The organism is Pseudobacillus sp. 179-B 2D1 NHS, assembly GCF_045370945.1.
Classification (GTDB): domain Bacteria; phylum Bacillota; class Bacilli; order Bacillales; family Domibacillaceae; genus Pseudobacillus.
This window is the reverse complement of record NZ_JBIQDP010000003.1, coordinates 147,767-169,215: the sequence shown is the minus strand read 5'-3', so window position 1 is coordinate 169,215 and position 21,449 is coordinate 147,767. Positions and strand designations below refer to the sequence as shown.

Below are 21,449 nucleotides of genomic sequence, written 5' to 3'. Positions count from 1 at the left end.
ATGGGACGATTAATGAACTTTTTTACATAATTGATGCGTTTTATCTATCGGCTTAATGCTTTTTACCATTAGGCAGGTTTACAGCTATAAGCTCATTTTTTAACGTTTTTTTGTGATGAGGCCACTTGTCAAAAGAATGTTCTAGTAAAGAATTCCTTAGCCGATTCATTTATACAAGAAATGATTTGTTTGAACAAAGGTTACTAGCGCTATCCATATTTACAGAACGTCTATTCGTAAAAAGAGTATATAGTTTTTCTCTTATTTAGAACAATCCAATGGCTAATGCAGAATTGGGTCTAGTTTTTTCATATGTGGGTTTTTCTGAGGCGATGGAAAAGAGTATTAGGAGAGTGAGAGATGTTAGAAAAAGAGCTTTAAGCCATCATCGAAATGGATCTAGCGCTATTTCACTCAGCCATTAAAGGCTATTGATAGCTCATAGATTGCTATAGAGAAATGTTATTGAAATGAGGTTTATATATGAAGAATATTTTCTATATCGTTAAAACAGACTTTAGAAATATTGTTAAAAACCCGGCGGCGTTGATTGTTATCGCTGCCGTTGCTTTTTTGCCTTCTCTTTACGCTTGGCTTAATATCGCTGCCTCTTGGGATCCTTACTCAAATACAAAGGGTGTGCCCATTGCTGTTGTAAGTTTAGATAAAGGAGCGAAAATTCAGGATAAGGAATTCAATATTGGAGATGAAGTGATAGTTTCTTTAACAAAGAATAAAAATTTAGGTTGGAAATTCGTTTCTAAGGATGAAGCCGTTAAAGGCGTGAAGCATGGAGATTACTATGCTGCTATTATCATTCCAAAAGATTTTTCCAAGAAATTGATCAGTGTAACGACAGATGACATTGAAAAACCGAAGATTGAATACTACATCAATGAAAAAGTCAATGCAATTTCTCCTAAAGTAACAAAATCAGGTGCCTCTGCCGTAGTTGAAAATATTCAAAGCAATTTTATTAAAGAAGCAAATAAAACAATTATGACGGTTTTTAATTCACTTGGGATTGAACTAGAAAGTAATCAGGACAATATTGAAAAAGTCAGAAATGCCATCTTTCGTTTAGAAGAGGATATGCCAGACATTTATTCTAAATTACAACTTGCAGGGCGTGATTTAGATTTGGCTGATGCCGCGGTTGACAAATCGGGAGAGTCACTCGAGCGAATGGATGATATACATGATAAAGCACAGAGACTGAACAAGCAATTAATTACAAAGCTGGAAGACAATGAAGAGACAGTAAATGAGACTATTGATGCCATTACCACTAATTTACGCAGTACTCAAAAAGCGTTTAGGAAAGTTCCTCAATTTACAAATGACTTATCGGAAAAAGGTGAGGATCTAGACCAACTCATTAGTTCTCTCCGAGAAAAACAAAATAAATTAGATGAAGCATCTAATCGTTTGGAGGATATATATAAATATTTAAAAGAACAAGATCAAAGTCTCAAAAATTCTTCAAAAATAAAAGATTTACAAAAATCGTTGGAACAAAATGAGGAGGACTTAAAACAATTAAAACTTAATCTTCAACAAATGATTAAAGATTTAAAGTCAGGAAATAACCCTGCTGTGGATATAATCAAGCAAACTCAAAGTCTTTCTGACAAGCTAGCCGATAATTTAGATACATTAAGTGAAAACTACGATACAACGCTTTATCCGCGAGTGCAAACACTTATTAAAGAGTTAAACGAACTTTCTACTGGAATGGCCGATATTATGGAGCGTGCTAGCAAGATAAATAATTCAGCCTTAAATGCAGTGCAAAAACTAAAAGAAAACAGAGAGAAAATCGACCCTGAATTAGTAAAACAAGAGCTTGAAAACACTTCTTCTTTGATTGAGAGTAATTTAGAAAGAGTAAATAAAATAGTTAACTTGTTAGGAATTGCCAGTGACATTACGAACAGTGAACGGATAGCTGGATTAGAAGAAAACTTCAAATCCTTACAAAGTCAACTTCAGAAAGCTCAACAAATTGTTGATAAGGCTTTAGAGATGGCAGAAAAGGGAGAAAGCCCAAGTCTGACAATATTAACTCAACTTGAGGAAAGTTTGAAAACAACGCAGGCGCGTATAGATGAAGCAATTAAAAAGTATGATGTGAACAGCAAAAATGCATTGGATCAGGCAGTGTCAGAATTGCAAAAAATAGACAAAAATATGCGAGAAAAGTTCAATCAACTTCAAAATTCGCAAACCACCGTAGACAATAAATTAGCAAATTTGTTAGAAACGGCTGAAAATCCTGAGAAAACCATCGCTGTTTTAGAGAGAATGGTCGGTCGAGTCGATCGCGGATTAACTTCTATTGATTCTATTCAAAATGGATTGCAAAACGTTCAAGATTTTATTGACTCAAATACTGTTACAGAGGAAATTGAACGAATTAAAACCATACAGGATAATCTTAAAAATACAAAAACGTCTATTGATCAGGTAATTGCCCGCATTAAAGAGGCTAAATCAACAGGTAAAGATAAATTAGAAGATGTAAATCGATTATCAAGAAAAATCGATAGTTCGATAGAAGATATGATCCAATTTATTAGTGGTGATCTTTCTAGAAAATATAAAGCTATAACAAGAGATGCAACAAGCGCTTTATATGATGTATCTGATGTTTTAGATGAAGTAAACAAAAAAATTCCTAAAGTTCGTACCATACTTGAAAAAGCATCTAAGGGGGTAGATGAGGGAAAAGAAAAGCTTGAATTAGCCAATAAATATTTTCCTAAAGCAAAAGATACAGTCAGCGATATCGCTCAAAAGATTCGGAAGTTAGAGGAAGAGGGAGACTTAGACCAATTAATTGATATTTTGAAAAAGGATCCGTCAGGGGTAAGTAATTTCCTTGCAAAACCTGTATTATTAGATGAGCATAAACTTTATCCAATCCCGAACTATGGTTCGGCAATGAATCCTTTTTATAGCGTATTATCATTATGGGTAGGTGCTTTACTTCTCGTTTCGTCGTTAAAAGTAGATATCGACGAAAAGGCAGAATTTAAGAGTTACGAAACTTACCTTGGCAGATTATTGACTTTTGTGGGGATTGGTATTACACAAGCCCTCATTGTAACAACCGGAAATTTGTTTATTATGCACACCTATGTAGTAGATAAATTTCTGTATGTCTTGTTTGGCATTATGATAAGCGCAGTCTTTGTCACAATTGTATACACGTTAGTTTCTGTATTCGGGAACACAGGGAAAGTATTAGCTATTGTTTTAATGGTTATGCAGCTTGGTGGATCAGGAGGAACTTTCCCTGTTCAAATGGCCCCGCCGTTCTTTCAACATATTCATTCCTTCTTGCCATTTACACATGCGATTGCCCTTTTAAGAGAGGCAGTGGGAGGAATCATATGGGGATTTGCGTGGAAGCAAATTATTTATCTAGTGGTTTACTTTATCATTGCCTTGATCATGGGGATAGGATTGAAAAAATTCTTCAATAAGTCTAGTGATAAATTTATGGAAAAAGCCAAGAAAAGTAAGATTGTTATTTAGCCGTATCCGTTTATTAATTCAAAGCAGGTAGAGAAAAAGTAACTTTTTCTCTACCTGCTTTATTTCAAGGGACATAGAGCGCCTTTCAAGATACAGAGGAAAGCTCTTTATCCTCTAATAAGTTCAAATAAGAAGGGGAGGCTTAGCTGTGATAACCAGTACTAAAGCGGTCCTCATGTATAGTTGCCAATTCTAGATCAGGATTGCAGTTTTGGTCAACACTTTCTAGAGTTTACTGCTAAAATTATAGTACGGGTACCATAACTCTCTTCTACAGTAATCTTATCTATTGGGGGATTTTTTCCAAGCAGCTTTCTATATATAATGGCCAAGTTATATGAGTTTCTATATTTATAACTATATTCGTATTCAAGCGAAACTAGACAACTAGCGGCAATTTACAATTAAATAGGAGTTTAAAAAGAGAGAGTTGTTTATCAACTCTCTGTTTTTATTTATTGCTGACCATTCTTTTATATATTTGTCGAAATATTTATTAAATAAAAAGAAACTAATGCTAAAAGTAATAGATATATATGCCGATATATAAGTAACTTTAAAGCTTTTATTCCTAATTGAAAGAGAGGAAAGGCAGTGAAAAACATATATTCAGCGGCATTAGCGGGAGTACTTTTGTTTTCTGCATTTTCTGTAGGGGCCAGTCCGGTCAAAGCAGAAGAAGAGAACACAGCAATGGATAAATTAAAAGAAGGAAACGTGCATTCTTTATCTTTGCCGGATCGAGAGAAGAAAAAGCAAGAGAGCGTTCCGGGAGAGTTGATTGTTCAGTTTAAGAAAGGGATGAAGCCGGAAAGTGTCTTAAAGACTCATGGCCTCAAAGTAAATAAGAAGGTTAAAAATAAGAATGTAGCCCTCGTTACATTTGATGCAAAAAAACAGACGGCCAAAGGGCTAATGAAGACTCTTATCCAGGATAAGTCGATTGCCCATGTGCAGCCTAACTATCAGTATGCGGCAGCGGGATTCACAAATGATTCTTATTCCAATGAGTTATGGGGATTAAATAATACAGGACAGACAATTTTAGGGCAGACAGGTAAGTCTGACATGGATATTAACCTGCCAGAAGCTTGGAATTTCATTAAGGATAAACATTTGCAGGAAACAGTGGTTGCTGTGATTGACACAGGAACAGACATTAATCATCCAGATTTGGCCGATAAGATATGGACGAATGAAAAGGAAAAGAACGGCCAGCCTCATGTCGATGACGATGGCAACGGGTATGTAGATGATATTCATGGCTGGGACTTCTTTAATAATGATAATACTGTCTATGATGAAGAAGATGGGGACGAACATGGAACGCACGTATCCGGCACCATCGCAGCAAGCATGGATAATGCACAAGGAGTTGCCGGCATTGCGCCGAATGCTAAAATTATGCCGCTTAAATTTCTTGGTCCCGATGGCGGGTCAACGTTTGATGCCATTCAAGCCATTGAATATGCGCAGAGTATGGGAGTGAAAATTTCCAACAATAGTTGGGGTGGTGATGATGGCACTGCGGGAGATGCATTAGAACGGGCGATTGCTGATTCAGGAATGTTATTTGTTGCGGCCGCTGGAAATGATGGGCGCAATATTGATTCGATGCCTTCTTATCCAGCCAGTTACAAGAGTGAAAATATCCTTACGGTAGCAGCAGTTGATAATCAAGGGAGACTAGCGGGCTTTTCCAACTATGGCAAGTCGTCAGTCGATGTGTCAGCTCCTGGCGTATCAATATTAAGTACAGTTCCTCATCGTGATCCCGTTTCTTTGCCCCGCCTCGGAGCAGGAGTAGAAGTAAAAGGAAGCAATTACAAAGCAATCGTCAATGGGTTTGGTTTTGAACATATCGCCAGCCTCACAGAGAGAAAAGCGGCTTTTCAAAAAGCAATGAATTTCTTGGGAGACAAATCGTCTCCAGTACTGTTAGTGGATGATGATGAATCAGATGCGGATATGGGCTCTTACCTATCTATTTATCAAGAGTTATTAAAGTCTCTGGGTTATACGTATACAACTCAAACAATCAACCAATCAGAAAATGGACCAGATGCCAACACGTTAAAGGAATATAAAACAGTCATTTGGTTTACCGGTGATGCTTATGGGACAGCTGATGAATTTCCTTTGACCAGCACAGATACTTATTCCTTGGAAACGTATATGAATGACGGGGGCAGCTTGCTGCTTTCAGGTCGTGATGCGATTTGGGGCAATGAAGAAAGCTCATTTGTTACCGATATGTTAGGGATTCATGTCATCGATGAGTTTTACGCCGGTGACGTAGAAGGCGTGAGTGGAACAGCCTATGAATCTAGCAATTATCAGGTTCGTTCTATTCCTTATGCTGATTTTTATTCTTCGCTAAATCCAGCAACGACAAAAGTGAATTTAGAATATCCAGAGAGAGTCATTAGATTTAATGAGTATGAGTACAAGAATGGAACGTCAATGGCTGCTCCACATGTCACAGGTGTTGCTGCTTTAATGATGGGCGTCCATTCCAGCGGTACACCTGCAGAAATAATGAATGCATTAAAAACAACCGGCAAGGCGATGACAACAGGAGGAGCTTATGTTGCTAGCGGAAAATTGATTGACGCCAAGAAAGCATTGGAAGCCTACTTGCCTATTGAAATTATCGCAGTGAATGAACTGTATGACAGTTCTCAGTATGTTGAAGGGGACATCGGTGCAAAAGCGAAAGTGACAGTGAAAGTCAATAGTACTGGTAAAGTAGTTACCCAGAATACTGATGTGGCGGGCCACTTTAAAATTAAAATTGGCTATTTGCCTGTTGGCTCAATGGTTACTGTGAAAGCGGCCATCGGTACAAAACAAACAGAAGAAAAAACAGTGGCTGTTTTAAAAGATACAGTAGCTCCTGTATTGCAAAAGGTCCTCGCTTCAGATGCAAAGACGTTGATTGAAGGGCAAGTAAGTGAAGAAGCAAAAGTACAGGCGCAAATAGGAAATACGCTTTTGACGAAAACGCCAGTAGCAACCGATGCAAATGGCAACTTTAAATTAGCGGCCGGCAAGTTAAAAGCAGGCGATCAGGTTAAACTTATTATTAAAGATAATGCCAAAGAACCAAATGTAACAACCGTTGAGACTGAAGTAAAAGACGAAACAGCTCCGGTAATCGGAAAAGTAAATCCTGTCTACAATACTTCCAATTACATTGAAGGCAGTGTAAATGAAGCAGCGACAGTTAAAATTTCTGTCGTCGATTCAAAAGGAATTGTTCAAAAAACACTTGGAACAGCAACAAGTGAAAATAATTCGTTTAAACTTCAACTTGTAGAAAAATTGCCAAAAGGCACGAAGCTTTCTTTAGAGGCAACAGATACAGCACAAAACAAAAGCAAATTAACGAGTGCAGTGGTAATAGAAGACCGTATTCCGCCTAAGCTGCTTTCACCGCAAACTATTGTTTTGACCGATAAAGGTGAGCAAGTGATAACCGGCCAATTAAGTGAAGAAGGCCGGGTGGAAGTAAAGGTGGGCGAGAACAAGATTAAATCAGTTACGACAGATAAAGATGGAAATTTCACAGTTACAGTGCCGCAGCTGGCTGCTAATACACCGGTCACTTTTATCTTCTGGGACAGCGGCACAGCCAAGTCTGAGAAAAAGGTTACGGTGACGGATGGAACCAATCCAGTTATTCAAACAAACTCTGTTCAGCCAATCTATGAAACTTCTAAATATGTAGAAGGAAAAGTGAGTGAAGCCGCTACAGTTACAGCTTTGATTGATGGAAAAGCAGTTGGCACAGCTAAAACGGATGCGACTGGGCGATTCAATATTTTAGTAAATCGAAGAGCTCCAGGTACTATAATTACATTAATAGCTAAAGATCTGGCTAAACCGAAAGCGTTGGAAAGTGAGACAGTGACTGTCACAGTAGAAAAAGATACAGTAGCTCCTCAACTGCTTGCTGATACTATTAAATTGAATGATGCTAGCTCCCTTTTTGAAGGAAAAGTGAGCGAAGAAGCAAAAATTTATGTGCAAGCCGGTTCATTGCCGATGACTAAAACACCGGTTGCGACAGACGGACAAGGGAATTTTAAAATTCCTGTCGGAAAGCTGATGGCTGGAACAAACGTAACGGTTGCTATCACAGACTATGCTGGATTGAAGAAAGAAGAAGTGCTTACCGTTCAAGATAAAACGGCCCCTATTCTTGCAAAAGTAAACCCGATCTATCATACATCCAGCTTTGTGAGCGGCAAGGTATCCGAAAGAGCGTCAGTCAAACTTTATCGGGTTGATGCCCGTCTTCAGATTGTCGAAGAACTGGGCGAAGGTTTGTCAGATGAGCAGGGGAATTTCACCGTTTCTTTGCAAACTGAATTGCCTGCCAACACGAAGGTGATGGTAAAAGCGAAAGACCAGGCGGGCCAGGAAAGCAAACCAGTCTATACGAATGTATTAAAAGACATGGCTGCTCCTGTATTTTTGATTATGCCTGTAGTAAGCGAAAAAATGACGGCCATTTCCGGTAAACTGAATGAGCCTGGAACGGTTGTAGTGAAAGTAAATAACAACGTAGCAGGTGAAACGGCTACGAATGAAGATGGCAGTTTTACGATCCAGCTGGATAGAGAGTATGCAGCCGGCACAAGAATAACAATGGAAGCGAAGGACAAGGTAGGAAATAAAAGATCTACAGTTATTACAGTAAATAAAAAAATAGAATAAATTCCCAAGTAATAAGAAACCAACTAGATATTGCGGGGACTAATCATTTAGCAATCGGGATCAACCAATGGTCAGACACAATGAGCTTTGATTGGTGAGTTTAATCTCTTCACATTTAGGGTTGTAGGAAATGTGATTATAGAGAGCAATGAGCCTTCTGTAGACTATATAGAACTTGATTCTACAAGGAATCTATATAATGTTTTTCCAGATGCCAATGGTGATGCTAATGCGGATTTCTATATTGAGTTTACTCCACACAGATTAATAAAGAATAAAGATGGAAATTCAATTGACGATACTGTCAAAGTAAGAGAATCAAATGGAAGTAAACACTTCTAATCTTTCGAAGATTGTAACCTCACCTTTTAGGTGAGGTTTTTTTTACCCATTCGGATGATAACACGATAAAAAACTGCTAAATAGCAGGCTCTATTTTTAACAAAGTCTTTATTATTGAAGGCTATTGAAGGGACGGTAATGTAAACACGATCATCAACCGTACAGTTGACCAAGATGAAGAGCAGAACAAAAGCAATCCGGATTATTGTATTCCAGTAAATAAAGCATAAATTGCTGGTCTTTTAATTTAAATAATTCTATGTGAGCTTGTAATAGATCGTCTTATTATCCCTTCAATCTGACGGAAGAAAATTATTTTATAAGAAAGCCTCTGCAGGGAATAGAGCCTTTCTTTCTATTTTTATATGAAGCATTCCCTATAGAGATAAAAACATAAAGTACAGACGGTGCCAGTTAGCAGAACAATTAAAGAATTTAAGGGTGTTAATACGAACAGATAAAGCTAGGAAAAGAAAGCTGCTTTTTTTATAAAAGCGGCTTTCTTAGTATTTTTATAAGACGATAGCTCTTCTTCTAAATAAAACAAGATTTCTCATTTAGTATGTATAAGTTTTCGCTAAAAAATAGATTGCAAGCCCTTTTAACACTCTTATTCATACGACGCTAATTATAAGTGGGTAGACAGCTCATCAAAAGGAGAGTTGCTTAACATGGACATCATCCGCTGATAGTAATTAAGACAATTAGCGGTCCGTTCCAGCTGATTTTTGAAGATCCGCAGTGAACAGTTAAGTGGCAGCTGTATGCCATTATTGAAGGTCACGATCAGTTTGCCGTTCTTCATTTCATAGGATTGTACGTGGTAGGGCAGGATCCAGGGGCAGCCGTATTTTTGTGGCGATGTGATTGGAAAAGCACAAATGCGCTGGTTGGGGCAAATAAGCAAAGGTGTCTTTTGGACGTAATCAAGCAGCTTGCGGACAGGCTTCAGCCGGCCTTCATAAGTGGAGAATCTCTTAATACAAGCCTCTTCAAGCAAGGACTTGACGGTCTGCTTTGTGTAATAAATGCCGTTTACATCATAAATAATCGTGTTGTACTCTAGATGATATTCTTCGACGAGAGCCATGGTGTTCATTGAAATCTCATAATTTTTCATTATATTCATCAATATAACCCCCTTCTTAACAATATCCTCTTCATTATAACAAACTGGTATATTTTTACTAGTATAAAAACATCAAATATTTTGAAAAAAATACATAAAATACTTTTATCTAAGTAAATATACGTATTCTTTTTATTTCGACATCATAGCAAATTGGCAGTTAAATAGCCCTTTTTCTTTTATTGGTGTAAAAATTTATCGTTTTAAAGAAAATAATGGTAAGAAATAGAAGGCATTTGCTCATCTTGTTGATTTATGTTGAAACTTTTTTCGTTTCATTAGGAAGAATATTCGATGCAAATCCTCAAAATATTTCGTATTGCAAAATATCCCTACTAATGTAAAATAATCTTGTTAGTTAAAAAGAACTAGTATAAAAGTTTGGGAGGGATACGATGAAAAGAAATTTTGCTGTTTTTTTTGCTTTATTGTTTATGGTTGTGCTTTTTCAGGCAGGGCCCGTTTCTGCAGCCCAGAATGAATTTGGACAGGCATACAGCGGAACGCTTGCAGATACGAATACCGAGGATCGCTATACATATACATTGACCCATTCGGGTACGTTTACGATCGATTTGCAATCTTATCTTGGAGCGGTGTCTATCGAAGTAGTAGATGAAAATAACAAAGAAGTATTTTCTCACAGCGTGCGCGGTGGAAAACCTGATAATCCAGCTAAGGAAAATTATGCTGTCGATTTAGAAGAGGGGAGCTACACCGTTATTGTTGAACGATACTCTTCTTCCTATAACGGAAGCTATCGAGTCACGGCTGATTTTGTAAGCTCACAAGCGAATGAAATGGAGCCTAATAATGGAACAGAGGCTGCCCAAAAAATTACCTTGCCTCATGAACCGGTTACTGGTTTTCTTAGCTGGAATGATGCTGAGGATTATTATGAATTCGACGTAAAACAGGCTGGGAAAGTAACCATTCAGCTAGATTCTTATCTTGAAGCAGTTTCCTTCAGCCTAATCAATCACACAACAGATCAAAGAGTGTGGGATGATGCGAGCGTTCGGGGAGGAAAACCGGAAACACCTAAAAAGGAATTTTTCACAGTTTATCTTGAGCCAGGCAAGTATTACGCGAAAGTGAGCAAGTATTCATCCAGCTACACAGGGAAATACAAATTAAAGGTCTCGCACACAGCAGCCGGCAATACAGAAACGGAAGGGAACAACGGGACAGTGACTGCCCAGCCATTTCCAAGTACCGGTACGGTAAAAGGGCTGATCAGCTGGAACGACCGCGCTGATTATTACAAATTGCGCGTGAAATCCCCTACGAAAGTAAATATCAAAGCAAGTGCATTTTTCTATTCGGAAGTGTTGCTGCTTGACGAAAATGGGGAACAGCTCGACCGGGTAACTACGTATAATGGAGAGGAAGACAATCCTCATACACAAATTATCACGTATAGCCTGACGCCTAACAAAGATTATTTTGTGAGCGTCGGCGGCTACTCTTCAAATTCTCAAGGAATCTATACATTAGACATTCCTGAATTAAAGCCGGTGACGGTTCAGTTTAAGGATGTCTCTTCTGCTTATCGGCCAGCTGTTGATTATTTAGTCCGCCACCAAATTACAAATGGCCTGTCTAAAACAGAATTCGGTGTTTCCAAAAACATCAGCCGTGCAGATGCAGCTGTCTGGTTAGCGAAAGCGTTGAATTTAAATACAGAAACAGCTAGAGACTCAGGGTTTGCTGATGTGCCAGCAAGAGCCGTTGGCGCGGTAAATGCTTTGAAAGAAGAAGGCATTGTTGGCGGAAAAACAGACACGAGATTTGGCGCGTATGATTCGTTAACACGCGGTGAAATTGCAATTATCTTACAGCGAGCGTATCAGCTGTCCGGAAACGGCTCTTCTTCTTTTACGGATGTATCTGACCGGTACAGAGACGCAGTAGATGCCCTTGTAGCTAATAAAGTGACAAATGGTATTTCTGCTAGATCCTTCGGTGTGTCCCAAAAATTAACACGCGGCCAGTTAGCGATTTTTCTGTACCGTTTATCAACAAAATAATGCATAAGGATTAGAAAGGACTGTTTGAAGTCAGTTAATCCCTGACTTTGAACAGCCCTTTTTTAGTAAGGCTAGTCAAATAAATAGGTTGAGGGAGATAGAATCATGTCGTTATTTATTGTTGCATTCATTGCTTTATGCTTTTATTTAATTCCTACGATTATCGCCTTTATAAGAAACAAGCGAAACAAAGTAGCGATCTTCGCATTAAATTTTTTCCTTGGCTGGTCTCTCGTTGGCTGGGTCGTATCGCTCGTATGGGCATTAACCCATGACTAATAGTTAATCAACGAAAAAATTTTGATGAGAAAACTTAGTCGTTATAGAGAGTAGGACATCAGGGGATAAAATCTAATATTATGTAAGACTTTTTGAAGAATATTGTTTTTCGATAGTTAATTGTAGCAGAAGGCGTCCGCCAGCGGGCAAAATCAACAAACAAGTATAATGGAGCCTTTTACGCAGACAAGTAAAAAGATAATGAATAGAAAACTAAAAAGTGTAAAAATAAAGAAAAGTTAATATTTACTTAGATAATTGGTACTAGTAAAATAGAATTATTAATTTTAAGGGGGAGAGAGAATGGGGATAAGCAAACAAATAAAGAGAACAGTTCTGGCTATGCTGATGACTGCCTTGGCTTTCTCAATTATATTTTCATCTAATGTAGAAGCAGCGGGGACAAAAACAGGGTATGTGGATATTAAATCAGGGGTTCTCAATGTTCGCAGCGGTCCAGGCGGCAGTTACAAAGTAATAGCAACCTTAAAAAATAACACGAAGCTGACGATCTATTCACAAACAAAGAATGGTTGGTCAGAAACAAGGGTGAATAACAAGAAAGGGTATGTTTCCACCGGATATTTGCGTTTTTATAGTCAGATGTCTAATCAAGAGGCAAAACGGATTACAGACCGGGCTATTGGCACAATGGACAAACTGAGCTATGAGCGCTCTTACACGAGAAAGCAAATCCATTCTGTTCTGGCCACTAGCTACACGGCTTCTTATATTGATGCACTGATTAAATACGACATGTGGCCGACAGGCAAAAAAGATAAATATGGCAACCCTTTATATGAATGGATTGCTACAGACTTTCCAGCCTTCAGAATATGGGGATTTGACTGGTATGCTCAAGACGCACCCAAACCTCCAACCGTTACATATTACACAAAAAATGGCGCTCAATACTTAAATGTGTATCAAAATAGCGAAGATGATATGTACGAATACGAGCAAAAGCTCTTTTTGATTAAACAATATTCGAAATCGAGCTGGAAAATATATAGTTACCAGTGGTAAGTAGTATAGCAGCCTGTAGAGAAAAGGATAGCCGATAATGGGTTGCTGAGAAACAAGCGGAGGGACTCCCTCCGCTTGTTTAGCGTATGAAATCAATTTGAAAGACATCGAATGGAAAGAATCAAGCTTTTAAAGGATCATACTTTACGCCAAAGTATACAAGGACAGCAAAGCAGAGAATTCTTCTGATTCACCGCTTTAAGTAAAAAATAGGATGTGGGATGAAATGAAACGGTTGTATGTAGCATTAGGAGCTTTTCTGCTACTGGGAGGATGTGGAGAAGAGGGATCGAGCGCTTCTCATTCAGGCAGTCAAGTGAAAGGTGAACAGGACAGAGCGGGAGCAGAACGGCTGCCTGTTCCCGTGCAATTAGATACAGGAAATCATTATGTGAATGGAAACGGCAAAATCGCCATATCGGGGCCATTTGACTCTGCCGCTCCGTTTTCGAACGGACTGGCTCAAGTATCGAAAGGGGGAGATACGTACTTTATTAATAAGAAAGGAGATGAAGTTTTCACGTCCAAGTATGAGGCAGTTGAACCTTTTTCTAATGGCTATGCGCTCATTTCAGCAAATGCCGGTAAAGATGAGACGATGCCCCGTTATGGATATATAGATAAGAAGGGGAATCTTCAGATTCATCCAGTATACTTTACTGCTTCCTCTTTTTCGGAAGGGCTCGCTCTTGGAGTGTATCCTAATGATGCCGAGGAAGAGTGGGAGGTCCATTTGATTGATACGAATGGAGATATGAAAAAGCTGCCGAACCTGTCTGCAGGAAATACAACGACTGTTTTGCCGTTTAGTGAAGGGCGGGCCGTTATTCTTCCAAGCCAGTATGCCCACGCTTATTTAATAGATAAAGAGGGGAAAATCCTTTCCCAAGACACCTACCAAGTCATTCAATCATTCCACAACGGCTTAGCTCCAGCGATGATTCTAGATGAAGCTACAGGTGAGGAGCACTGGGGCTATATTGATAAGCAAGGAGAAAAAGCGATACCTTTTCAGTATGATGATGCACTTGAATTTGGCAATCAGGCGAGCCTTGCTCAATCAGGCGGTTCCTGGGGGATCATCAACAAAAAAGGCGAGTGGATTAAAGAGCCGGCATTTGAATCAGCCTCCACTTTCTCGGATGGGTTAGCAGCAGTAAAGATAGACGGAAGATGGGGGTATGCAAATGAGGCAGGAGAAATGGTGATCTCTCCTCAATTTACAAGTGCTGAGCCCTTTCGAGGAGGATTGGCAGAAGTAACAGTCGGACAAAACACAGGTTACATTAATTCTAAAGGGAAATATGTAATTAAACTAAGCGACTTGCCGTCAGAAAAGACAAAGGAGCAAGAACCGATCAGCAAAGAAGAAGCGGCAACACGGCTTTACCAAGAGTTTAGATTAGCTGAGTCTAAATATAAAGTTTATTTTGAAGGAATGACAGAAAAGGGAAACTACCGCTTTTGGGTTCATGAGTTTGTTATTGACGATTCAAAAACAGGAGAAGGACATACTGCGACGTACGGCTTCTTTGATTTTAATCCTTATACAGGAGAGTATCAAAACATTATGGATAGGGAAGAGGAGTCAGCAGTAGAGAGGGGCGATACCGATTCAAGAGTCGTTACCTCAGAAGGAGGCACACAATTTGATGCCGGTTATTTTTCGATTGACTGTCCTGAACATTTCCAAGCAGAGCCTTCTTATCCGTATGAAAATGACGAAGGCTCGGGTTTTGAAATGGTTACGTTTGTGGCAGAACATTCACCGGTTTCCTTCTTCGCTTTCGCAGGATCAGCAGAAAAAGATCCCGAGGAAATAGCGTTAAATCCATCACTGGAGACATTAAGTGATGTAAAGAATGAAAAAACGGAAAAGGCTCACGTTCAGTGGTATCGAATAGATGCAAACGACCAATCATACACGCGTGTCTATGAGCGAACAGTATATCCCGACGGCTCACAAGTAATCGTAGGGCTGAAGTTTGACAGCTGGGACACATATGAAGAATACAAAGATCAATATTTGGAATTTAAAAAGTCCTTTAAAAAAAATAATTAAGGCAAGAAAGATTCTTTGCCTTGTATAGAAAATTCTTATTTTTTATTCCTTGATAAAACTACTTTAAATGTGAGGAGACAGGCCGATAAAACATTTATCCTAAGTAACAACATGCAGGAAATTTCATCAAGGAGCTTAAGAACAGATGCGCACACGAGCTACATCAGAGAAGAAAAGAAAGAAAAGAATCCCTCTCCGTGTAAAATGGAGTTTCGCTATTTGTTTGGCTGTTTTTTTATCGCTTGCAGCGACTATTTTGTTTATGTACAAAACGGTTGGCGATATGCTAGAAAAAGACGATAACCAATCAAACAAGAGCAATGCGGGTATGACTGCGGATCAGGTAAGAATGAATCTTCAAACATTTGAGCAATCAGCTGAAGAATTTTCTGCTATCGTTTCCAATCAATTAAAAGAGAAAAATGCCATTCCTGCCATTGAGGCTCTTATGAAGACGGTAGAGGAAAATAATGAGCTGATCATGTCCGCTTATTTCATGGATTGGAAGACAGGCAAGATTCATATTTCACCGTACGCCGACTTCAATAAAGATGTGCGTGAAACAAGAACGTATAAACAATTATCCAAGCATAAGAAAACGCTATGGATGGATGTATACAGAGAAGAAGGGTCTAATAAGGTCATGACATCTATTATTACGCCCGTTATGTCTAACGGCAAAATGGTGGGCGGTCTCGGCTATGATGTAGACCTGTCTACAATTGGGGAAGCTCGAGAGAAGATTGAAAAGTCGACAGGAAATAAACTGGCGATTCTCGATGCCCAGGGGGTAATTGTTTCTTCTTTTATCGAGGGGTCCGAAGGGAAGAACATGAATCCTGCCAAAAGCGGCGAGATCGCGGGTGTAGAAGATGTAATGAAAGACTCAGCGGATTTCCATTCCCAATTCAGCTGGATTACGGATCTTTATAAAAAAGAAGACAGGCCCCACACTTTCACATGGAAAGGAAAGGAATACAAAGCACACACCTCCACTATTCCAGAGCTGAATTGGAAAGTGATTTCTTTTACTCCTCAGAGTGTATTTGCCAGCAAGATGAAGGACATTCAACAAACGGGTATGCTGAGCATGGCTGTCGGTTTGCTGATTGGCATCCTCTTTGCAATGTTCTTAGCTAGAAAGTTAGTTCAAATTATTTCTAACTTAAGACGCACGTTAAATAAAACGGCGGAAGGCAATTTACAGGAACAATTTATCGTACAATCCAATGATGAAATTGGTGATTTGTCCGTTAGCTATAATCAGATGATTGATAAGATGAGAAGCCTTATTCAACAAGTCGAGCGGAACGTACAGCGTGTCAATAAATCGACCGTTGGACTGAACACGATTGCGGCTGAGAACAGTTCGGCTATTGCTAACGCCTCCCGCTCTGTTGAGGAAATTGCCAATGGAGCCGGTCATCAAACGGAGGAAATCGAACGGGGCGTTGGCACTGTTCAGTCGTTAAATTGGGAGATTGACCAATTGCTGGAACAAGCGCAATTAACAGAAAGAGCTTTGGATGCTGCGTCGGGACAACTGGAAAATGCCAGTGGGAAGGTAAGACAATTAAGCGATTCTTCCAATCTTCTCGAACAGGCATTTCAGAAGGTAACAAGACTTGTGGCAGCTTTAAACGAAAAGTCAAAGTCGATATCGGAAGTGACTTCTGCTATCTCGCAAATTTCTGAGCAAACCAATTTGCTTTCTCTAAATGCTTCGATTGAAGCGGCAAGAGCCGGTGAACACGGGAAAGGCTTTGCGGTTGTCGCACATGAAGTTCGCAGCCTCGCGGAACAGTCTAAGAGTTCGGCGGAAGACATTCAGCAAACGATCAACCGCGTGCTCGTAGAAACAGAGGAACTGGTTCAAGTCATGGCTGAGACAAACCGGATTAGTGATGAGCAAAAAAAGGCGGTCCAATCAGTTACCCAATCTAATGAACAACTAATGGCATTTATGCAAAATATGATTCAGATCATTCAGAAGGAAACAAACTCCATCGATAAGCTGCAAGTGCAAAAAGATCATATTGTGAAAGCGATCGAAAGAATATCCGCCGTTTCCCAAGAAACCGCCGCTACGTCAGAAGAGATTGCTGCTTCTATGGAAGAACAAGCAGCTTCCTCTAATGAGTTGGCCCAGCATGCGGCTCAATTAGCCCAGCATACCGAACAGTTACAGGAAGCGATTCATCAATTTAAGATTTAGGAGAATTTTCTGGAGAGAGAGGGAGTTTTTCAAAAACGGCCATGTTCATAAGCAGAGAAAATAGGCAGTCTCTGCTTTTTCTTATCCAAAAGAATAGGCATAAGGAACTGAGTTGTTGACAAACGTTTGCCTGCGTCTTTTTGTTTTATTTAGAAGATTCCTGTCCTTTTTTCTTGCTAAATCATAATTCCGTGATAATCTAGAAAAGTAGTAAATTGTGCATAGGGGAAACTAAAAAGGAGAATGGAAAAATGGAAAGAAGAAGGACCAGACAGAAACGAAAAAAGAGAAAGTTTGTTAGCCTTATATTATTGATCATATTAGTCATTGGAGCGGTTTTCGCATTTAATGTATATTCTTCGTTTAACAGTGCTCTTAAAAATATCGTAAATAAATCAGCGCTGGAAAAATCGGAGAAGCGTGAGAAGGACGTGTCCTTGAAAAATAAAGATGCCTTTACGGTCTTGCTGCTTGGCGTAGACGAACGTGAAGGAGATAAGGGACGCTCGGATACGATGCTTTTAATGTCCGTAAATGGTGAGAAAAACTCTGTGGAAATGTTAAGTATCCCTCGGGACACACGCGTAAATATTGCAGGTAAAGGAAAAGAGGATAAGATTAACCATGCTTATGCCTTTGGCGGAGTAGACATGTCTGCAAAAACAGTGGAAGAGTTTCTGGATATTCCAGTAGACTACTATGTAGAAATGAATATGGACGGATTTAAGGAAATGGTAGATGCCGTCGGCGGTGTAGATGTCGAAAATTCATTTGCCTTCTCTTATGGGGGCGAGAGCTTTGACAAGGGAACGATCCATTTAACCGGCCAGCAGGCTTTGGAGTACACAAGAATGCGTAAAGAAGACCCACAAGGCGATTTTGGTCGACAAGCCCGTCAGCGCCAGGTGATACAAGGTATCCTTAATAAAGGGGCAAGCATCAATTCAATTTGGAAGTATAACGACATATTAGATGCGTTGAAAACGAATATGGAAACGAATTTGTCCGTAGATGAAATGAGAGCCATTCAAAAGAACTATGCCGGTGCCCGGAATAACATTAAGCAGGAGCAGATAGAAGGAACCGGAAAGAAAATAGACGGTATCTACTATTATATTGTGCCTGATGAAGAAAAAGAAAGAGTGTCTACTATATTTAAAGAGCACTTAAATCTGCAATAAACCTAATTATTTTGTAGATGTTTGTCTTTATTTAAAAAGTCCCATTTTATGGGGCTTTTTTCTACATATAAAAATACATATAATTACCTGATTTTTATATTTTTATTTTGAAGTGAGAGAACGATGAAGAGAAGGGAGCGTATCTCTGTATAGAGATACGCTCCCTTCTCTATTCTCATGACTGGCCAGCAACCTTCGACAGCAATGCCTCCTTCTGTTGTTTTTTGGCATTTTCATAGCTTGTTTTAAATGACTTGGCATGAGAAGCGCTATAGTGATTGCTTTTTAATTCATTTTCCAGTGTAAGATATACAGTATTAAATGCTGCATCTGTTTTAGCTTCGACCGTGTCTGCTGCACCGGTATATTTTTGATAAAAATAAGCAGGGTTAATTTTTTCCCCTTTAGCAGCCTTTTCCGAATACTCATTTTTAGCTTGCCCGACTAAAGCACCTAGTTGCTGTTTTGCCTGCCTTTCTAAGTGGCTGAACGTAGGTGCATAGCGTTTTTTAATTTCTTCGACTGTTGCTTTTTTAACTGTTTCATTGGGACTTTTTCCATTATTTGCAGGACGATCTTTTGTCATCCATGATTGCGGATCCACCGTGCTGCCGTCCTCTAGTATATAATGACCGTTTTTATCGATCCAAACACTACCATCCTCATCTGTTTTAATTCCTTCCGGGAGTGGGGTCCCATTCGGCAGTTGAATGCTATACTGTTTTTCAGTAATTTCGTCTACTTTTCGATCCGCTACATCGTACTGTTTTACCTTCATAAAGTAATAGATTGCAGCTCCGGCGCCAATAGCCAGTATCAGAAAAGCTGCTAAAGCGAGTTTGACAAACTTCCTCATACAATTACCAGCCTCCGCCAATTAATTTTTAACATAGTATAGCATGGCTATTAGCAAATAATAGTTCAAAAAGTAATATATACATAAAGTTGGTAGTATATAACTATTTATTTATTAATATTTGAATTTCATAAAAATATGAGATACGATGTCTATAGTTTTTTATGGGAATAATCGGGTTTCGTTCCAATTATTCTTTATTTGATTATAAAAAAATTAGTAAATCATGCAGGAGCAAGAAAGAAGGAGAGGGGGAGAGACTTTTTGGCAGTAATATAGAAAAATCCTTAAACAAGAAAGCGGATAAGAGAAAGAGAAAAAGTGTTGTCGAAGATTGTGGGCTGTGAAGAGAAGGACAATTGTTAGTGGGTAACATCGCAGATTAAGGATGAAGAGCAAGTCATTCAGAGGCTAACAGAAGGAAGTGGAGCGATTCATTTCTAAGTAAAATATCTTTTTTTCCAGTACCCTCGTAATTTCCGTATATGTAATATTTACAAGAAACATTACAATAATATTAATTTTCCGTAACTTCAGATAATAACTTATGGAAATTTATTCTTCATGTGCTACAATTTCGATAATTAATTCCTTTTTCGACAATTACTTAGGAGGATTTTATGGAAGAAACCATTAGCTTGCGAGAACTAGTAGGTACGTTAAAGAAGCGATTCAAGCTGATATTGCTTATTACATTTGCGGCAGCTTTGATTAGTGGAGTCATCAGTTATTTCGTTCTTAGCCCTGTTTATCAGGCATCTACTCAGTTGCTTGTGAACCAGGCGAAATCAGAGCAGCAGCTATACAATCCGGCTGAGGTTCAAACAAATCTGCAGTTAATTAATACATATAATGTCATTATTAAAAGTCCGGCTATTTTGGATAAAGTCGTTCGAAATCTTGATTTGGATATGACAGCAGCAGAAATAAACGGGAAGATTAACGTTCAAAGTGAAAAGGATTCACAAGTGGTGAATGTAGCTGTACAGGATGAAGATCCAACTATCGCGGCCGATATCGCAAATGAAACGGCTCGTGTATTTCAAAATGAGATCGTTAAGATTATGAATGTCGATAATGTGAGCATTCTTGCTGAAGCAGAAGCGAGCGACAGCTTATCGCCTGTCAAACCTAAACCTCTTTTGAATATCGTTATCGCTTTGGTCGTTGGATTAATGGTGGGAATCGGTCTTGCATTTTTGCTTGAGTACATGGATAACACTGTAAAAACCGAGCAGGATGTTGAAAAGCTTCTTGAGCTTCCTGTGCTTGGAAGTGTGACCGTAATTCACGCAGCGAAAAAAGAAAAAGGTCATGCTTCCATAGAGAAAAAAGCAGTTGTGAGGAGTGAAAGCATTGGTTCTTAAAAGAAAGAAAAATGAGACTCCTGGTCAGACGAGACGGAACCTAATTACTGAAATGGATCCGAGATCGCCGATTTCTGAACAATACCGAACAATCCGTACAAACATCTTATTTTCGGCAGTTGATCAAGAAATCCGTTCACTGCTCGTTACTTCCGCTGGCCCCGGTGAAGGAAAATCAACAACAGCGGCCAATCTGGCCATTGTATTTGCCCAGCAAGGAAAGAAGGTATTGCTTGTCGACGCAGATATGAGGAAGCCGACTATGCACTATACATTTAACTTTATGAATACAGTCGGATTAACAAATGTTCTTGCCAAACAAAAGAGTTTGGCTGCCGCAGTAAAAGAAACTACTGTGCAAGACCTTGCTGTTCTGCTGTCAGGTCCCATTCCGCCTAATCCGGCCGAACTGCTAGGTTCCCGCATGATGGCAGAGTTTCTTAAAGAAGCTTATCGTTCCTATGAAACGATTATCTTTGATACACCGCCAGTGCTTGCGGTAACTGACGCCCAGGTATTGGCAAACCAATGCGATGGGACGTTGCTCGTCATTAATAGCGGCAAAACAGAAGTAGATGGCGCTATTAAAGCGAAAGAGCTGCTTCAGGCTGCAAAAGCGAAGCCGCTTGGGGTCGTGTTAAACAACCGGAAATTAAAGGAAACCAACTACTACTATTATTATGGGAACAAGTGAACCTTT

At 39.2% G+C, this 21,449-nt stretch carries 13 protein-coding genes; 11 read left to right on the top strand and 2 right to left on the bottom strand.

The features are described from left to right. Positions 1-483 precede the first annotated feature (483 nt). From ACH0BF_RS04600 to ACH0BF_RS04590, 3 genes are all read left to right on the top strand, one after another. Positions 484-3,540, top strand: coding sequence for a YhgE/Pip family protein (locus ACH0BF_RS04600; RefSeq protein WP_340852041.1), 3,057 nt, complete (start codon positions 484-486; stop codon positions 3,538-3,540). A gap of 594 nt (positions 3,541-4,134) precedes the next feature. Continuing rightward, positions 4,135-8,262: a S8 family serine peptidase gene (locus ACH0BF_RS04595; protein WP_406908953.1), complete on the top strand. Its 4,128-nt coding sequence runs from the start codon at positions 4,135-4,137 to the stop codon at positions 8,260-8,262. Between the two features lie 132 nt (positions 8,263-8,394). Further along, the gene (locus ACH0BF_RS04590) at positions 8,395-8,604 is read left to right on the top strand and encodes a hypothetical protein (RefSeq protein WP_406908952.1); all 210 of its coding nucleotides are present in this window, start codon (positions 8,395-8,397) and stop codon (positions 8,602-8,604) included. Between the two features lie 628 nt (positions 8,605-9,232). Here the strand turns inward: ACH0BF_RS04590 and ACH0BF_RS04585 are convergent. Beyond that, positions 9,233-9,733, bottom strand: coding sequence for a competence protein ComK (locus ACH0BF_RS04585; RefSeq protein ID WP_340852045.1), 501 nt, complete (start codon positions 9,731-9,733; stop codon positions 9,233-9,235). Positions 9,734-10,128: 395 nt separating this feature from the next. Between ACH0BF_RS04585 and ACH0BF_RS04580 the strand changes: the two genes are divergently transcribed. From ACH0BF_RS04580 to ACH0BF_RS04555, 6 genes are all read left to right on the top strand, one after another. Beyond that, complete coding sequence (locus tag ACH0BF_RS04580) at positions 10,129-11,763, top strand: S-layer homology domain-containing protein (RefSeq protein WP_406908951.1); 1,635 nt, start codon at positions 10,129-10,131, stop codon at positions 11,761-11,763. A 105-nt stretch (positions 11,764-11,868) separates the two neighbouring features. Then, the gene (locus ACH0BF_RS04575; RefSeq protein WP_340852049.1) at positions 11,869-12,042 is read left to right on the top strand and encodes a superinfection immunity protein; all 174 of its coding nucleotides are present in this window, start codon (positions 11,869-11,871) and stop codon (positions 12,040-12,042) included. Positions 12,043-12,345: 303 nt separating this feature from the next. Then, positions 12,346-13,068, top strand: a complete 723-nt coding sequence (locus ACH0BF_RS04570; RefSeq protein WP_406908950.1) for an SH3 domain-containing protein — start codon at positions 12,346-12,348, stop codon at positions 13,066-13,068. A gap of 226 nt (positions 13,069-13,294) precedes the next feature. After that, positions 13,295-15,130, top strand: a complete 1,836-nt coding sequence (locus ACH0BF_RS04565; protein WP_406908949.1) for a WG repeat-containing protein — start codon at positions 13,295-13,297, stop codon at positions 15,128-15,130. Positions 15,131-15,275: 145 nt separating this feature from the next. Further along, positions 15,276-17,345, top strand: coding sequence for a methyl-accepting chemotaxis protein (locus ACH0BF_RS04560; protein WP_406908948.1), 2,070 nt, complete (start codon positions 15,276-15,278; stop codon positions 17,343-17,345). A 251-nt stretch (positions 17,346-17,596) separates the two neighbouring features. Then, a complete protein-coding gene (locus ACH0BF_RS04555) occupies positions 17,597-18,526 on the top strand; it encodes an LCP family glycopolymer transferase (protein WP_120035194.1) in 930 nt (309 codons plus the stop codon). A 175-nt stretch (positions 18,527-18,701) separates the two neighbouring features. Here the strand turns inward: ACH0BF_RS04555 and ACH0BF_RS04550 are convergent, their stop codons facing one another. Beyond that, entirely contained in the window at positions 18,702-19,382 is a 681-nt protein-coding gene (locus tag ACH0BF_RS04550) for a hypothetical protein (RefSeq protein WP_340852055.1), read from the bottom strand. 620 nt (positions 19,383-20,002) lie between these two features. On the opposite strand from ACH0BF_RS04550, the gene ACH0BF_RS04545 reads away from it, so the two are divergent. Then, a complete protein-coding gene (locus ACH0BF_RS04545) occupies positions 20,003-20,749 on the top strand; it encodes a YveK family protein (RefSeq protein WP_120035190.1) in 747 nt (248 codons plus the stop codon). Then, positions 20,739-21,443, top strand: coding sequence for a CpsD/CapB family tyrosine-protein kinase (locus tag ACH0BF_RS04540; RefSeq protein WP_340852056.1), 705 nt, complete (start codon positions 20,739-20,741; stop codon positions 21,441-21,443). The genes ACH0BF_RS04545 and ACH0BF_RS04540 overlap by 11 nt, the downstream gene beginning before the upstream one ends. The last annotated feature ends 6 nt before the right edge of the window (positions 21,444-21,449 follow it).

What these genes read in the sequence shown, in the direction of transcription:
- ACH0BF_RS04555 (WP_120035194.1), top strand. Translation starts at nt 17,597, where the DNA reads ATGGAAAGAAGAAGGACCAGACAGAAACGAAAAAAGAGAAAGTTTGTT.
- ACH0BF_RS04560 (WP_406908948.1), top strand. Translation starts at nt 15,276, where the DNA reads ATGCGCACACGAGCTACATCAGAGAAGAAAAGAAAGAAAAGAATCCCT.
- ACH0BF_RS04575 (WP_340852049.1), top strand. Translation starts at nt 11,869, where the DNA reads ATGTCGTTATTTATTGTTGCATTCATTGCTTTATGCTTTTATTTAATT.
- ACH0BF_RS04585 (WP_340852045.1), bottom strand. Translation starts at nt 9,733, where the DNA reads ATGAATATAATGAAAAATTATGAGATTTCAATGAACACCATGGCTCTC.
- ACH0BF_RS04570 (WP_406908950.1), top strand. Translation starts at nt 12,346, where the DNA reads ATGGGGATAAGCAAACAAATAAAGAGAACAGTTCTGGCTATGCTGATG.
- ACH0BF_RS04550 (WP_340852055.1), bottom strand. Translation starts at nt 19,382, where the DNA reads ATGAGGAAGTTTGTCAAACTCGCTTTAGCAGCTTTTCTGATACTGGCT.
- ACH0BF_RS04600 (WP_340852041.1), top strand. Translation starts at nt 484, where the DNA reads ATGAAGAATATTTTCTATATCGTTAAAACAGACTTTAGAAATATTGTT.
- ACH0BF_RS04580 (WP_406908951.1), top strand. Translation starts at nt 10,129, where the DNA reads ATGAAAAGAAATTTTGCTGTTTTTTTTGCTTTATTGTTTATGGTTGTG.
- ACH0BF_RS04545 (WP_120035190.1), top strand. Translation starts at nt 20,003, where the DNA reads ATGGAAGAAACCATTAGCTTGCGAGAACTAGTAGGTACGTTAAAGAAG.
- ACH0BF_RS04565 (WP_406908949.1), top strand. Translation starts at nt 13,295, where the DNA reads ATGAAACGGTTGTATGTAGCATTAGGAGCTTTTCTGCTACTGGGAGGA.